The sequence below is a fragment of the Citrobacter sp. Cpo032 genome (assembly GCF_030332975.1).
Lineage (GTDB): Bacteria > Pseudomonadota > Gammaproteobacteria > Enterobacterales > Enterobacteriaceae > Citrobacter > Citrobacter portucalensis.
This window is the reverse complement of record NZ_JAOWGU010000052.1, coordinates 118,954-133,386: the sequence shown is the minus strand read 5'-3', so window position 1 is coordinate 133,386 and position 14,433 is coordinate 118,954. Positions and strand designations below refer to the sequence as shown.

14 protein-coding genes are annotated in these 14,433 nt (G+C 52.1%); 8 read left to right on the top strand and 6 right to left on the bottom strand.

Annotated features, from left to right (window positions below; genetic code table 11):
- Window position 1 precedes the first annotated feature (1 nt).
- The 7 genes from ftsQ (at window position 2) to mutT (ending at window position 8,328) form a co-directional block, all read left to right on the top strand.
- Complete coding sequence (ftsQ, locus tag OGY33_RS22680) at window positions 2-835, top strand: cell division protein FtsQ (protein WP_003018758.1); 834 nt, start codon at window positions 2-4, stop codon at window positions 833-835.
- The gene (ftsA, locus tag OGY33_RS22675; protein ID WP_003018755.1) at window positions 832-2,094 is read left to right on the top strand and encodes a cell division protein FtsA; all 1,263 of its coding nucleotides are present in this window, start codon (window positions 832-834) and stop codon (window positions 2,092-2,094) included. Before ftsQ ends, ftsA begins: the two co-directional genes overlap by 4 nt.
- Before the next feature lie 62 nt (window positions 2,095-2,156).
- On the top strand, window positions 2,157-3,308 hold the full coding sequence (gene ftsZ / locus OGY33_RS22670; protein ID WP_003018753.1) for a cell division protein FtsZ: 1,152 nt from the start codon (window positions 2,157-2,159) through the stop codon (window positions 3,306-3,308).
- A gap of 100 nt (window positions 3,309-3,408) precedes the next feature.
- Window positions 3,409-4,326 (top strand): UDP-3-O-acyl-N-acetylglucosamine deacetylase, encoded by a 918-nt coding sequence (gene lpxC / locus OGY33_RS22665; RefSeq protein WP_006686706.1) that lies wholly within the window; start codon window positions 3,409-3,411, stop codon window positions 4,324-4,326.
- Window positions 4,327-4,609: 283 nt separating this feature from the next.
- Window positions 4,610-5,116, top strand: a complete 507-nt coding sequence (secM, locus tag OGY33_RS22660; RefSeq protein ID WP_003829520.1) for a secA translation cis-regulator SecM — start codon at window positions 4,610-4,612, stop codon at window positions 5,114-5,116.
- 60 nt (window positions 5,117-5,176) lie between these two features.
- Window positions 5,177-7,882, top strand: coding sequence for a preprotein translocase subunit SecA (secA, locus tag OGY33_RS22655; RefSeq protein WP_008786199.1), 2,706 nt, complete (start codon window positions 5,177-5,179; stop codon window positions 7,880-7,882).
- A gap of 56 nt (window positions 7,883-7,938) precedes the next feature.
- Complete coding sequence (gene mutT / locus OGY33_RS22650) at window positions 7,939-8,328, top strand: 8-oxo-dGTP diphosphatase MutT (protein WP_008786200.1); 390 nt, start codon at window positions 7,939-7,941, stop codon at window positions 8,326-8,328.
- Window positions 8,329-8,501: 173 nt separating this feature from the next.
- On the opposite strand, the gene yacG is transcribed toward mutT, so the two are convergent.
- From yacG to coaE, 3 genes are read right to left on the bottom strand one after another with little or no spacing between them, the layout of a single operon-like run.
- Entirely contained in the window at window positions 8,502-8,696 is a 195-nt protein-coding gene (gene yacG / locus OGY33_RS22645) for a DNA gyrase inhibitor YacG (protein ID WP_003018740.1), read from the bottom strand.
- A 9-nt stretch (window positions 8,697-8,705) separates the two neighbouring features.
- Window positions 8,706-9,449 (bottom strand): cell division protein ZapD, encoded by a 744-nt coding sequence (gene zapD, locus OGY33_RS22640; RefSeq protein WP_003829513.1) that lies wholly within the window; start codon window positions 9,447-9,449, stop codon window positions 8,706-8,708.
- Window positions 9,449-10,069: a dephospho-CoA kinase gene (gene coaE / locus OGY33_RS22635; protein WP_003829511.1), complete on the bottom strand. Its 621-nt coding sequence runs from the start codon at window positions 10,067-10,069 to the stop codon at window positions 9,449-9,451. Before coaE ends, zapD begins: the two co-directional genes overlap by 1 nt.
- A gap of 225 nt (window positions 10,070-10,294) precedes the next feature.
- Here coaE and OGY33_RS22630 point away from each other — a divergent pair, with 225 nt between their 5' ends.
- Window positions 10,295-11,338 carry a GMP reductase gene (locus tag OGY33_RS22630; protein ID WP_003829510.1) on the top strand — a complete coding sequence of 348 codons (1,044 nt, stop codon included), beginning with the start codon at window positions 10,295-10,297 and terminating at the stop codon, window positions 11,336-11,338.
- Between the two features lie 57 nt (window positions 11,339-11,395).
- Here OGY33_RS22630 and hofC read toward each other — a convergent pair whose 3' ends face one another.
- The 3 genes from hofC to ppdD are packed head-to-tail and all read right to left on the bottom strand — an operon-like array spanning window position 11,396 to window position 14,420.
- Window positions 11,396-12,598: a protein transport protein HofC gene (gene hofC, locus OGY33_RS22625; RefSeq protein ID WP_103014387.1), complete on the bottom strand. Its 1,203-nt coding sequence runs from the start codon at window positions 12,596-12,598 to the stop codon at window positions 11,396-11,398.
- Entirely contained in the window at window positions 12,588-13,973 is a 1,386-nt protein-coding gene (gene gspE / locus OGY33_RS22620; protein ID WP_191238859.1) for a type II secretion system protein GspE, read from the bottom strand. The genes hofC and gspE overlap by 11 nt, the downstream gene beginning before the upstream one ends.
- A 9-nt stretch (window positions 13,974-13,982) precedes the next feature.
- The gene (gene ppdD, locus OGY33_RS22615; RefSeq protein WP_048214935.1) at window positions 13,983-14,420 is read right to left on the bottom strand and encodes a prepilin peptidase-dependent pilin; all 438 of its coding nucleotides are present in this window, start codon (window positions 14,418-14,420) and stop codon (window positions 13,983-13,985) included.
- Between the last annotated feature and the right edge of the window lie 13 nt (window positions 14,421-14,433).

Genomic DNA, 14,433 nt, shown 5'->3' with positions numbered 1-14,433 from the left:
TATGTCGCAGGCTGCGCTGAACACGCGAAACGGTGATGAAGAAGAAGTAAACTCCTCACGCCGCAATAATGGAACGCGTCTTGCAGGAATATTGTTCCTGCTGACAGTGCTGTGCACCGTGTTTGTCAGCGGCTGGGTAGTGTTGGGATGGATGGAAGATGCGCAACGTTTGCCTTTATCGAAACTGGTGTTAACCGGCGAACGACATTACACGCGCAATGACGATATTCGTCAGTCCATTTTGGCGCTGGGCGCTCCGGGAACCTTTATGACTCAGGATGTGAACATCATTCAGAGTCAAATTGAACGCCTCCCCTGGATTAAACAGGCGAGCGTCAGAAAGCAATGGCCCGATGAATTGAAGATTCATCTGGTTGAATATGTGCCCATTGCGCGTTGGAATGACCAACATATGGTGGATGCTGAAGGAAATACGTTCAGTGTTCCAACCGGTCGGGCCAATAAGCAGGTATTACCCATGTTGTATGGGCCGGAAGGCAGCGCAAGTGAAGTGTTGCAAGGGTTCCGCGATATGGGGCAGGTGCTGGCTAAGGATAGATTCACCCTGAAGGAAGCGGCGATGACCGCTCGTCGTTCCTGGCAGTTGACGCTGAATAACGATATTAAGCTGAATCTGGGCAGGGGCGATACGATAAAACGTTTGGCTCGCTTTGTGGAACTCTACCCGGTTTTACAGCAGCAGGCGCAAACCGATGGCAAACGGATTAGCTACGTTGATTTGCGTTATGACTCAGGAGCGGCAGTAGGCTGGGTTCCCTTGCCTCCTGAGGAATCTAATCAGCAACAGAATCAGGCACAGGCAGAACAACAATGATCAAGGCGACGGACAGAAAACTGGTAGTTGGACTGGAGATTGGCACCGCGAAGGTAGCCGCTTTAGTAGGGGAAGTTCTGCCCGACGGTATGGTCAATATCATTGGCGTGGGCAGTTGCCCATCGCGAGGTATGGATAAAGGCGGGGTGAATGACCTTGAGTCAGTGGTGAAGTGCGTACAGCGCGCCATTGACCAGGCTGAACTGATGGCAGATTGCCAGATTTCCTCGGTGTATCTGGCACTTTCCGGTAAACATATTAGCTGTCAAAATGAAATTGGTATGGTGCCCATTTCCGAAGAGGAAGTGACGCAGGAAGATGTGGAAAACGTGGTACATACGGCAAAATCCGTACGCGTTCGCGATGAACATCGTGTTCTGCACGTTATTCCGCAGGAATACGCCATCGACTACCAGGAAGGCATTAAAAATCCGGTTGGTCTTTCCGGCGTGCGTATGCAGGCAAAAGTCCATCTTATTACCTGCCACAACGACATGGCGAAGAACATTGTCAAAGCCGTTGAACGTTGTGGTCTGAAAGTTGACCAACTGATTTTTGCCGGGTTGGCAGCCAGTTATTCCGTGTTGACGGAAGATGAACGTGAGCTGGGTGTCTGCGTGGTGGATATTGGTGGTGGTACAATGGACATCGCCGTTTATACTGGCGGGGCGTTGCGCCACACTAAAGTTATCCCTTATGCAGGGAATGTAGTGACCAGCGATATCGCGTATGCCTTTGGTACGCCGCCAAGCGATGCTGAAGCCATCAAAGTGCGCCATGGTTGCGCGCTGGGCTCCATCGTGGGTAAAGACGAAAGCGTTGAAGTGCCAAGCGTAGGTGGTCGTCCACCGCGTAGCCTGCAACGTCAGACCCTGGCAGAGGTCATTGAGCCGCGTTATACCGAGCTGCTCAACCTGGTCAACGAAGAAATTTTGCAATTACAAGAACAGCTTCGCCAGCAGGGTGTGAAACATCATCTGGCGGCGGGGATTGTGTTAACCGGTGGCGCTGCGCAAATTGAAGGTCTTGCGGCCTGCGCACAGCGCGTGTTCCATACGCAAGTACGTATTGGCGCACCGCTGAATATCACTGGTCTGACGGATTATGCCCAGGAGCCGTATTATTCAACGGCAGTGGGGCTGCTTCACTACGGGAAAGAATCCCATTTGAGTGGTGAGGCTGAAGTTGAAAAACGCGTTACGGCATCAGTTGGCTCGTGGATCAAACGACTCAATAGCTGGCTGCGAAAAGAGTTTTAATTTTTAAAGAGACCAACGCACATTAACGGTCTCAGGCGACAGGCACAACGGAGAGAGAAACTATGTTTGAACCTATGGAACTTACCAATGACGCGGTGATTAAAGTCATCGGCGTCGGCGGCGGCGGCGGTAATGCCGTTGAACACATGGTGCGCGAGCGCATCGAAGGTGTTGAATTCTTCGCGGTGAATACCGACGCTCAGGCGTTGCGTAAAACGGCGGTTGGACAGACCATTCAGATTGGTAGCGGCATCACCAAAGGTCTGGGCGCGGGTGCAAACCCGGAAGTAGGCCGTAATGCGGCAGACGAAGATCGTGAAGCTCTGCGTGCAGCGCTTGACGGCGCAGACATGGTGTTTATCGCAGCTGGCATGGGCGGCGGTACCGGTACCGGTGCAGCGCCAGTGGTTGCTGAAGTAGCAAAAGATTTAGGTATTCTGACCGTTGCTGTCGTGACTAAGCCTTTCAACTTTGAAGGTAAGAAGCGTATGGCATTCGCGGAGCAGGGTATCACCGAGCTGTCCAAACATGTGGACTCTCTGATCACTATTCCGAATGACAAGCTACTGAAAGTGTTGGGTCGCGGTATCTCCCTGCTGGATGCGTTTGGCGCAGCGAACGACGTGCTGAAAGGCGCAGTCCAGGGTATCGCTGAACTGATTACTCGTCCGGGCCTGATGAACGTCGACTTTGCAGACGTGCGCACCGTGATGTCCGAAATGGGCTACGCGATGATGGGTTCAGGCGTGGCAAGCGGTGAAGACCGTGCAGAAGAAGCGGCTGAAATGGCTATCTCTTCTCCGCTGCTGGAAGACATCGATCTGTCTGGTGCGCGCGGCGTGCTGGTCAACATTACTGCGGGCTTCGACCTGCGTCTGGATGAGTTCGAAACCGTCGGTAACACGATTCGTGCCTTTGCATCGGATAATGCGACCGTGGTTATCGGTACCTCCCTGGACCCGGATATGAACGACGAACTGCGCGTCACCGTTGTTGCAACTGGAATTGGTATGGACAAACGTCCTGAAATCACTCTGGTGACCAACAAGCAGGTACAGCAGCCGGTAATGGATCGTTACCAGCAGCACGGCATGGCGCCGTTGACGCAAGAGCAGAAACCGGTAGCGAAAGTGGTTAACGACAATACGCCGCAAACCACCAAAGAGCCGGATTATCTGGATATCCCAGCATTCCTGCGTAAGCAAGCTGATTAAGAATTAGCTGGAATTTGGGAATTGTGGCTCTTTGTGCTAAACTGGCCCACCGAATGTATAGTACACTTCGGTTGGATAGGTAATTTGGCGAGATTATACGATGATCAAACAAAGGACTCTTAAACGTATCGTTCAGGCGACTGGCGTCGGTTTGCATACCGGCAAAAAAGTCACCCTGACATTACGCCCTGCGCCGGCCAACACCGGGGTCATCTATCGTCGCACCGACTTGAATCCTCCGGTAGATTTCCCGGCCGATGCCAAATCTGTGCGTGATACCATGCTCTGTACGTGTCTGGTCAATGAGCATGATGTACGGATTTCAACCGTAGAGCACCTTAATGCTGCTCTGGCGGGTTTAGGTATCGATAACATCGTTATTGAAGTTAACGCACCGGAAATCCCGATCATGGATGGCAGTGCCGCTCCGTTCGTTTATCTGCTGCTTGATGCAGGTATTGAAGAACTGAGCAGCGCCAAAAAATTTGTTCGCATCAAAGAGACCGTTCGTGTCGAAGATGGCGATAAGTGGGCTGAGTTTAAGCCGTATAATGGTTTTACGTTGGATTTCACCATCGACTTTAACCATCCGGCGATCGACTCCAGCACGCAGCGCTACGCGATGAACTTCTCTGCGGATGCGTTCATGCGTCAGATCAGCCGTGCGCGTACTTTCGGCTTCATGCGTGATATCGAATATCTGCAGTCCCGCGGCCTGTGCCTGGGCGGCAGCTTCGATTGTGCCATCGTTGTTGACGATTATCGCGTATTGAACGAAGACGGCCTGCGTTTTGAAGATGAATTCGTTCGTCACAAAATGCTCGACGCGATCGGTGACTTGTTCATGTGTGGTCACAACATTATTGGTGCATTTACCGCGTATAAATCCGGTCATGCATTGAATAACAAACTGTTACAGGCGGTCCTGGCAAAACAGGAAGCTTGGGAATATGTGACCTTCCAGGACGATGCAGAACTGCCGTTGGCGTTCAAAGCACCATCGACCGTACTGGCATAACGACATACGCTGTCGCATAAATTCGACTGGTAAATCTGGCACTCTCTCCGGCCAGGTGAGCCAGTCGTTTTTTTATCTTCCGAGTGCAAACCACCTTATCTGAAGCGACTTTTTCCCCACAGGTAGATTAAAATATCGTTCGATCGCTGCTTTCTTAAGCATATTTACCCGCGACTTGCTGTCATTACTGCTGTGGTGCGAACGCATTAATGGTAAGATTTGTGCGCAAAAAATGGTTTTGCATTTGTAACCCCAAACGCAGGGTATATCAGGTGGCAATAACGTGAGTGGAATACTGACGCGCTGGCGACAGTTAGGCAGACGGTACTTCTGGCCGCATCTCCTGTTGGGGATGGTCGCGGCTAGTTTTGGCCTGCCCGCGCTCGGTAATGCTGCTGAACCTAATACCCCCGCGAAGGCGACCGCCAGCAATCACGATCAAGGCGCTAAAGTTAACTTTAGCCAGCTTGCTTTGCTGGAAGCGACTAATCGCCGCCCAAATTTTACCGTCGATTACTGGCATCAACATGCCATTCGTACGGTTATCCGCCATCTTTCTTTTGCCATGGCACCTCAGGCGTTGCCCGTTGCCGAAGAACCATTGCCAATCCAGGCGCACCATCTTGCGTTACTGAATACGCTCAGCGCGATGCTGACGCAAGAAGGCACTCCGCCCGCGACAGTAAGTCGCGTGACATACGCACACTTTACCTCTCAGGCCGCGTTTAGCGTTCCGGTCTGGATCAGCCAGCTGCAGGGTATCCGCGCTGGTCCTCAACGCCTCAGCTAAAAAAGAACCTTCCAACTTATAATTTTTGACTCCGCACCGCGGGGCGTTTGAGATTTTATTATGCTAATCAAATTATTAACGAAAGTATTCGGTAGCCGTAACGAGCGTACGCTGCGTCGTATGCGTAAAGTGGTCAATGTCATCAACGCGATGGAACCGGAGATGGAAAAACTCTCCGATGATGAACTGAAAGCGAAGACCGCTGAATTCCGCGCCCGTCTGGAAAAAGGTGCCAGCGTTGAGAGCCTGATCCCGGAAGCGTTCGCAGTAGTGCGTGAAGCGAGTAAACGCGTGTTCGGTATGCGTCACTTCGACGTTCAGCTGCTGGGCGGTATGGTACTTAACGATCGCTGCATCGCGGAAATGCGTACTGGTGAAGGTAAAACCCTTACCGCGACGCTGCCAGCCTACCTGAACGCATTAAGCGGGAAGGGCGTACACGTGGTTACCGTGAACGACTATCTGGCTCAGCGTGATGCCGAAAATAACCGCCCGCTGTTTGAATTCCTCGGCATGACCGTTGGTATCAACATGTCTGGCCTGCCTGCGCCAGCCAAGCGTGAAGCCTACAACGCCGATATTACTTACGGTACCAACAACGAATACGGCTTTGACTACCTGCGTGACAACATGGCGTTTAGTCCGGAAGAGCGTGTTCAACGTAAACTGCACTATGCGCTGGTCGATGAAGTCGACTCCATCCTGATCGATGAAGCGCGTACGCCACTGATCATTTCCGGCCCGGCTGAAGACAGCTCGGAAATGTACAAAAAAGTGAATAAAATTATCCCGCACCTGATCCGTCAGGAGAAGGAAGATTCCGACACGTTCCAGGGCGAAGGCCACTTCTCAGTTGATGAGAAAGCGCGCCAGGTTAACCTGACCGAACGTGGTCTGGTGCTGATTGAAGAGCTGCTGGTTAACGAAGGCATTATGGACGAGGGCGAGTCACTGTACTCTCCAGGCAACATTATGCTGATGCACCACGTGACTGCCGCACTGCGTGCGCACGTGCTGTTTACCCGCGACGTAGACTACATCGTGAAAGACGGCGAAGTTATCATCGTCGATGAACACACCGGTCGTACCATGCAGGGGCGTCGCTGGTCCGATGGTCTGCACCAGGCTGTTGAAGCTAAAGAAGGCGTAGAGATCCAGAACGAGAACCAGACGCTGGCATCTATTACCTTCCAGAACTACTTCCGTTTGTACGAAAAACTGGCCGGTATGACCGGTACAGCCGACACTGAAGCGTTTGAATTTAGCTCCATCTACAAACTGGATACCGTGGTTGTGCCGACCAACCGTCCGATGATCCGTAAGGATTTACCGGATCTGGTGTACATGACCGAAGCGGAAAAAATTCAGGCGATCATTGAAGATATTAAAGAGCGTACTGCAAATGGCCAGCCGGTACTGGTAGGTACTATCTCCATTGAAAAATCGGAAGTAGTGTCTAACGAGCTGAGCAAAGCGGGTATCAAACACAATGTTCTGAACGCCAAGTTCCACGCCAACGAAGCTGCAATCGTCGCCCAGGCGGGTTACCCGTCAGCCGTGACTATCGCGACGAACATGGCCGGTCGTGGTACCGATATCGTACTGGGCGGTAGCTGGCAGGCGGAAGTTGCCGAGCTGGAAAACCCAACTCCGGAACAAATCGCGCAGATTAAAGCCGATTGGCAGGTTCGCCATGACGCGGTATTAGCTGCCGGTGGCTTGCATATTATCGGTACCGAGCGTCACGAATCTCGCCGTATCGATAACCAGCTGCGTGGTCGTTCGGGTCGTCAGGGTGATGCGGGCTCTTCCCGTTTCTATCTGTCGATGGAAGATGCGCTGATGCGTATTTTTGCCTCTGACCGCGTGTCAGGCATGATGCGTAAACTGGGTATGAAGCCTGGCGAAGCCATTGAACACCCATGGGTGACCAAAGCAATTGCTAACGCGCAGCGTAAAGTGGAAAGCCGCAACTTCGATATTCGTAAGCAGCTGCTGGAATATGATGACGTTGCCAACGATCAGCGTCGTGCTATCTACACCCAGCGTAACGAACTGCTGGACGTAACTGACGTTAGCGAAACCATCAACAGCATCCGTGAAGATGTCTTCAAAGCAACTATTGATGCCTATATTCCGCCGCAGTCTCTGGAAGAAATGTGGGATATCCCGGGTCTGCAGGAACGTCTGAAAAACGACTTCGATCTTGAGATGCCGATTTCAGAGTGGCTGGATAAAGAGCCTGAGCTGCACGAAGAAACGCTGCGTGAACGTATCCTGGCAAACGCCATCGAAGTTTATCAGCGTAAAGAAGAAGTAGTGGGCGCGGAGATGATGCGTCACTTCGAAAAAGGTGTGATGCTGCAAACTCTCGACTCTCTGTGGAAAGAGCACCTTGCTGCGATGGACTATCTGCGCCAGGGTATCCACCTGCGTGGATATGCGCAAAAAGATCCGAAGCAGGAATACAAGCGTGAATCCTTCTCTATGTTTGCGTCAATGCTGGAATCACTGAAATATGAAGTGATCAGCACCCTGAGCAAAGTTCAGGTGCGTATGCCTGAAGAAGTCGAAGCCATGGAGCAGCAGCGTCGTGAAGAAGCTGAGCGCTTAGCGCAGATGCAGCAGTTGAGTCATAAAGGCGACGATTCTGCTGCGGCAGAAGAGCTGGCAGCACAAACCGGCGATCGTAAAGTGGGTCGTAACGATCCGTGTCCTTGCGGCTCTGGCAAAAAATACAAACAGTGCCACGGCCGTCTGAGCTAAGAAAATAACTTACTGAAAAGGCGCAGAATTCTGCGCCTTTTTTATGGACGATAAAGATGAAAATACTGCAAATCGCCGTCGGGATTATTCGTAATCAGCAACATGAAATTTTTATCACCCAGCGTGCGGCTGATGCCCACATGGCCAATAAGCTGGAGTTCCCCGGCGGGAAAATTGAAGCGGGCGAAACGCCGGAGCAGGCGCTGATTCGCGAGCTACAGGAAGAAGTGGGGATCACGCCGACTCAAAGCTCATTGTTCGAAAAGCTGGAGTATCAGTTTCCGGACAGGCATATCACTCTGTGGTTCTGGCTGGTTGAAAGCTGGGAAGGCGAGCCGTGGGGAAAAGAGGGGCAACCGGCGCAGTGGATTGCGCAAGATGCTCTGAATGCGCAGGATTTCCCGCCCGCGAATGCACCGGTCATTGAAAAGCTGATAGCTGGCTAATGGTGCTGTAGGCCGGATAAGGCAACGCCGCATCCGGCAAATTATGGCGGGGGCGCTACGCTTGCCCGCCCTACGTTTTAGTTCGTAGGCCTGATAAGCGCAGCGCCATCAGGCAAAACAACATAAAATGTCGGATGCGGCATTGCCTTATCCGACCCACCGTTTTAGCAGAATTACTTCTGCTCTTCACTCCAGTCGTCGCTTTCTGACAGATCACCTGAACTTGGGATGCGTTTCTCTTCTGCGGCCCACTCTCCCAGATCGATTAACTGGCAGCGCTTGCTGCAGAATGGGCGAAACGGACTGACCTCAGCCCATACTACAGGCTTGCCGCAGGTTGGGCAGTTGACGATGGTTTGTTCAGACATGTTGACTCCTTAACAGCACGCCAGTTCAAAATCGAGGCGCTCAGGCACCTGACCATTCTCGCTATCCAGCGGCATAAAGCGGATGGCAAAACGGCTCTTATGACCAGAAATTTGCGGATAAAGCAGCGAATCAAGCGGCAGCTGTAAGCGCAGCAGATCTGCATCTTCGCCGTTGTCCTGATAAAAACCATTCAGGCTGGTTTGCTTACGAAACGGCGCTGAGTTGCGAATTAAATCCAGTACCAGCGACAGCGCCTGATTGAGCGGATTCAGGCTGGCAAGCCAGGTTTCAACCTGCGCGTCACGATGCGACTGTGCCAGGTGTAACCAGATATGCAGAGTCGGCAGATCGAAACTGCAGCACCCGCCAGGAATACTTAAACGCTGACGTACGAGACCAATCAGACGATCTTCGCGCAGCGTCTGTCCAATACGCGGGGCAGAAATCAGAATGCTGCCTGCACTTTTTAGCTGCTGACGCAAAGAGTCTATTCTGCTTTGATCGACGCCGGGAACTTCGACCCAGGCCTGGAGTTTACGCTGCTGTCGCTCCAGTTCTTTGAGGAGTTCGGTACGGACTTCGCCGCGTTCAAATACATCCAGTAAATCTCCGATATTGCGGAAAAAATGCAGAGCGCCGGCATGGTCAGCAATGGGCAAATTAACGGAGAGCTGTTGGATTAAAAACTCAATGCGCAGCCATGTACGCATCTTCTCATTGAGAGGGTGTTCAAAAAGGACCTGGGTGTGCATTACGGTTTTTCCTGTGAGACAAACTGCGACGCGCATTGCAAATAGAGCGCGTGCAGGCGGGCGACATCCGAGGCGATGGCTTCCGGTGCGCCATTATTATCAATAACATCGTCTGCCACGGCCAGCCGCGCTTCACGCGTTGCCTGGGCAGCAAGAATTTGTTCGACATGCTCACGCGTGACGTCATCACGCTGCATGGTGCGTCTGAGCTGGGTTTCGGGGGTGACATCCACCACGAGTACGCGGTCGGCTTTTTTATACAGCGAATTTTCCACCAGCAAAGGGACAACCCATAGCAGATAAGGAGAGGTTGCTTGCTGAAACTGACGCTGGGTTTCCTGCTGAATAAGCGGATGAAGCAGAGCATTCAGCCAGCTTTTCTCCTCAGGATTGGAAAAAATGCGTTCGCGTAAAATGCGTCGCTGCAACGATCCGTCTGCGGCTATAACGTCGGAACCAAAATGTTCTTCGATCGCCTTAAGAGCAGGTGTGCCGGGTTCAACCACCTGGCGCGCAATAATATCTGCATCAATGACGTTTATTCCGAGGTCAGCGAACGCATTTGCAACGGTGCTTTTACCACTGCCAATGCCGCCGGTTAAGGCTACCGTATACCTCATAGATGCCGATCCTGGAGTTTAAGTTTGATTATCAAACAGTTAAAAGTTATGCGTGCGAAGGCGAGGCTGCTGCAGGATTAACCTACTATTCGCCAGGTAAATTTATGGGATTGTAGCGTAAAAAAAGAGAATTTCGCAGTCTTGCGCGGCATTGATTAGTGCGTATGATAGCGTCACTGGAGTTGTGAGTTTCGATTTTTCGCCATTAACCCCAGGAATCCGCACATGCGTATCGAAGAAGATCTGAAGTTAGGTTTCAAAGACGTTCTTATCCGCCCTAAGCGTTCTACTCTCAAAAGCCGTTCCGATGTTGAGCTGGAACGTCAATTTACCTTTAAGCATTCAGGTCAGACCTGGTCCGGCGTACCTATTATTGCCGCGAACATGGACACTGTCGGGACGTTTGCCATGGCAACGGCACTGGCATCCTTCGACATCCTGACCGCTGTGCACAAACACTATTCTGTTGAAGACTGGGCCGCCTTCATCGCAGAGAGCTCTGCCGATGTGCTTAAACACGTAATGGTTTCAACCGGTACGTCTGATGCAGATTTCGAAAAAACTAAACAGATTCTGGCGCTTAACCCCGCGTTGAACTTTATCTGCATTGATGTGGCCAATGGCTACTCAGAGCATTTTGTTCAGTTCGTGTCAAAAGCGCGTGAAGCATGGCCGACAAAAACGATCTGTGCGGGCAATGTGGTCACCGGTGAAATGTGCGAAGAGCTGGTGCTCTCCGGTGCTGATATTGTCAAAGTTGGCATTGGCCCAGGTTCTGTATGTACCACGCGTGTAAAAACCGGCGTTGGCTATCCACAGCTTTCTGCGGTTATTGAATGCGCCGATGCAGCCCACGGTCTGGGTGGCATGATTGTCAGCGACGGCGGCTGCACAATGCCGGGTGATGTGGCAAAAGCGTTCGGTGGCGGCGCAGACTTCGTGATGCTCGGCGGCATGCTGGCTGGTCATGAAGAAAGTGGCGGCAAAATTGTTGAAGAGAACGGTGAGAAATTCATGCTGTTCTACGGTATGAGCTCTGAATCTGCCATGACGCGTCACGTAGGTGGTGTTGCACAGTACCGCGCTGCAGAAGGTAAAACCGTCAAACTGCCACTGCGCGGCCCGGTTGATAATACCGCTCGCGATATCCTCGGCGGTTTGCGTTCTGCTTGTACCTATGTGGGCGCATCCCGTCTGAAAGAGCTGACCAAACGTACAACGTTTATTCGTGTACAGGAACAAGAAAACCGCGTTTTCAATAGCCTGTAAGAACAGCTAGTTCTGTGAAATGCCTGATGGCGTTACGCCGCCATCCGGCATTTGAATCTATCCCACCCCGCTCATCGCATCTCCCAAATGGAAAATCGGTAAATACATCGCGACGACCAGCGTACCGATGATAAGCCCCGTAATGACCAGCAACGCAGGCTCAAGTAATGCAGCCAAATTCTCAGCCTGAGCCAGGGTTTTCTCGCCATGGTGATGAGCAAGATTACGCAGCATTGCATCCAGCGAGCCGGAAGCTTCACCAGTTCTGACCAGCTGTATACACAATGGGCTGAATTCACCACTATTTTTAAGCGCTAACCAGATCGGTTTTCCTGAGCTGATGTCCTGCTGAACCAGTGCTAAACGTTGAGACCAGAAAGGGTTAGCCAGCGTTTCGGTAACGCTCTCAAGCCCCTGCAAAAAGGGAATGCCTGCATTTTGCGTTAACGCCAGAACAGTGAATATCTGCGTGAGTTTTTGCCCTCTCACCATCGGCCCTATGACCGGGAGGCTGAGCAGCAATTTCTGGCGCAGAATGAGCCAGTACGGTTTCTGCTTTATCAAATGATGTGTGGCAACTGCTACCAGGCCAAGCGCTACCGCCAGCCATCCCCATTGGCTGCTACAGTGTGCGATGGTAATAATCCACTGAGTGAGCGCCGGTAGCGGGGTGTTGAACGTCTGGTAGATAGCGGCAAACTCAGGGAGTACAAACTGCAGCATCGCAAATACGACCATCACCGCCATTGTTATGATGATGATCGGATAGCGCAGGGCTTTTTTAACTTTATCAGCAAGTTGCTGTTGTTTCTTTTGCTGGTAGGCGAGTTCAAAACAGCAGTCGTCCAGCTTACCCGTAAGTTCTCCGGTACGGATCATTGCCTGGTAAAGGGGCGGAAAAACGTGTTGCCATTGTGATAACGAGGCGGAGAGGGTTATGCCCTGTTCCATATCGTAAGCCAGCGTACGCAGTAGCGCCTGCCATTGAGTGCTGGGATGCTGTTCAGCAAGCAGAGCTAGCCCTGTTGAGAGCGTTAACCCTGCCTTTAGCAATGTCGCCAACTGGTGTATGGTTTCGGCACTTCTTGTACGGCTCCAGTGCGAGATTTTGACACGCATACGTTTAATGCGCAGCGGCGTAATCTGTTGTTCCTCAAGAGTCAGCATCAATGACGGTCGGGTATCGGCCCATAGCGTTCCTTCCAGAGATTTACCTTCGTTGTTAATGCCTTGCCAGCGCCAAAGCTGTTTAGCGGACATGAGGCATGCCCAGTACACGAATCAGCTCTTCAAATGTCGTTAACCCTTGCTCGACGGCCTGACAGCCATTCTCGAAAAGCGTTCTCATTCCTGATTGCTGAGCATCAGATTCCACTTCGTCTACGGATGTGCCACTGGCAATACTCTGACGTAATGCCGGAGTAACCGGGAGGACTTCAAACAATGCCGTACGGCCATAAAATCCGTGATAACAATGTTTGCAGCCAGGGGCCTGCCAATTCGGTAGTGGTGTAGGCCAGACAGTTTTCGGGAGCGTGATAGGCGTACTCTGACGTTGTCGGCAATGGGGGCACAACTTTCTGACCAACCGCTGTGCAATAACGAGCGTCAGCGCGGAGGCGATCATCCAGCGTGCGACACCCATTTGTTGCAGGCGCACCAGCGTTTCACTGGTAGAATTGGTATGCAGCGTAGAAAGAACCAGATGGCCGGTTTGCGCTGCTTTAAGGGCTATTTCGGCCGTTTCGCCATCGCGGATTTCACCCACCATGATAATGTCGGGATCCTGGCGCAGCAGAGCACGTAAGACTCCCTGAAAAGTCAGGCCGGCGCGTGGGTGAATTTGCGTCTGGTTGAGACCTGCGATCGGGATCTCTACCGGATCTTCCACGCTACAAAGATTCACATCCGGGGTGTTTCGGGTTTGCAGCGCACTGTACAGCGTGACCGTTTTGCCGCTTCCGGTAGGTCCGGTAACCAGAATCAGCCCCTGAGGCTGCTGCAAGGCTTGCGAAAATGCGGCCATCTGCGCGTCTTGCATTCCCAGCGCCGCGATCTCCAGTGACTGATCGACCTGATGAAGTAGCCGTAACACGACTTTTTCGCCGTAGCGACAGGGCAGGGTGGCGATGCGAAACGAGACCGGCTCTCCTGAAATCTCAACGGTAAATTGTCCGTCTTGTGGAAGCCGATGCTCGGCGATATCCAGGCTGCCTAATACTTTTAACCTTGCGGTGATGGCAATGCCCATCTCGGTCGTGACTTCCGGTAAAGCGTGAAGCACGCCATCTACGCGTAATCTGATTCGATAGTGATTTTCCTCGGGTTCAAAATGAATATCAGAAGCCCGTTGCGTCAGAGCGGAATGAAACGTCTGATTCAGCAAGTCTGCTGCGCTGGCGCTGCTTTTCGTGACTACTGCCGGGAGCATTTTCTGTGGTGTATGCGTGTGGCCTTCCATTTGCTGACGTGTCCAGCAGACAATGTCGATGTGTCGGGTGGTGGCAAAATGCAGTGCATCCAGCAGTTCGTGTGATGGGGCGTCTACGACGGCGATATGCACCACTTCATTGTCTGCATCCAGTAATATTGCCTGATAACGTTGGCATAGTGCCGTAAGTTGGGTGGTATTCATCTCTGTTCCTTAGTGGGTATCAAAGCGGAAAACGTCTTCACAGGCCTGCTGCAATGCGCTGTCGTTCTGGATGACGCAGTTTCGGTTCCAGCCGGTAATGCCGTTGGCATTGTCCCAACCTGGCGTCATGGTGATGCTTAGCCCGTTCAGGCTTTCCTGCCCACTAAGACTGACAATTCCCTTTTCAACGCTCATGGCTGAGACGTAACGGGTAGTTGTTGGAGAGGGGATACCATTCGTTCCGGCATCGCAGGTATTTGTTCCGCCATGCTCCAGTGCACAGAGCTCAACCGCCGTGCGATAGGGGACAAAGGTTTGCAGCATGTCCGTCAGCGCGGCTTTGCGCAGATAGTTTTGATATGCCGGAATGCCGATGGCGCTAAGGATGGCAATAATGCCAATCACCACCATGAGTTCGATAAGCGTAAATCCTCGTTGCTTGTTCATCGTTCGCTCCTTG

Excerpts from the sequence above, each read along its gene's own strand:
- ppdD (WP_048214935.1), bottom strand. The coding sequence starts at position 14,420 with ATGAACAAGCAACGAGGATTTACGCTTATCGAACTCATGGTGGTGATT.
- zapD (WP_003829513.1), bottom strand. The coding sequence starts at position 9,449 with ATGCACACCCAGGTCCTTTTTGAACACCCTCTCAATGAGAAGATGCGT.
- ftsA (WP_003018755.1), top strand. The coding sequence starts at position 832 with ATGATCAAGGCGACGGACAGAAAACTGGTAGTTGGACTGGAGATTGGC.
- yacG (WP_003018740.1), bottom strand. The coding sequence starts at position 8,696 with ATGTCTGAACAAACCATCGTCAACTGCCCAACCTGCGGCAAGCCTGTA.
- ftsQ (WP_003018758.1), top strand. The coding sequence starts at position 2 with ATGTCGCAGGCTGCGCTGAACACGCGAAACGGTGATGAAGAAGAAGTA.
- mutT (WP_008786200.1), top strand. The coding sequence starts at position 7,939 with ATGAAAATACTGCAAATCGCCGTCGGGATTATTCGTAATCAGCAACAT.
- hofC (WP_103014387.1), bottom strand. The coding sequence starts at position 12,598 with ATGTCCGCTAAACAGCTTTGGCGCTGGCAAGGCATTAACAACGAAGGT.
- OGY33_RS22630 (WP_003829510.1), top strand. The coding sequence starts at position 10,295 with ATGCGTATCGAAGAAGATCTGAAGTTAGGTTTCAAAGACGTTCTTATC.
- secA (WP_008786199.1), top strand. The coding sequence starts at position 5,177 with ATGCTAATCAAATTATTAACGAAAGTATTCGGTAGCCGTAACGAGCGT.
- ftsZ (WP_003018753.1), top strand. The coding sequence starts at position 2,157 with ATGTTTGAACCTATGGAACTTACCAATGACGCGGTGATTAAAGTCATC.
- coaE (WP_003829511.1), bottom strand. The coding sequence starts at position 10,069 with ATGAGGTATACGGTAGCCTTAACCGGCGGCATTGGCAGTGGTAAAAGC.
- gspE (WP_191238859.1), bottom strand. The coding sequence starts at position 13,973 with ATGAATACCACCCAACTTACGGCACTATGCCAACGTTATCAGGCAATA.
- lpxC (WP_006686706.1), top strand. The coding sequence starts at position 3,409 with ATGATCAAACAAAGGACTCTTAAACGTATCGTTCAGGCGACTGGCGTC.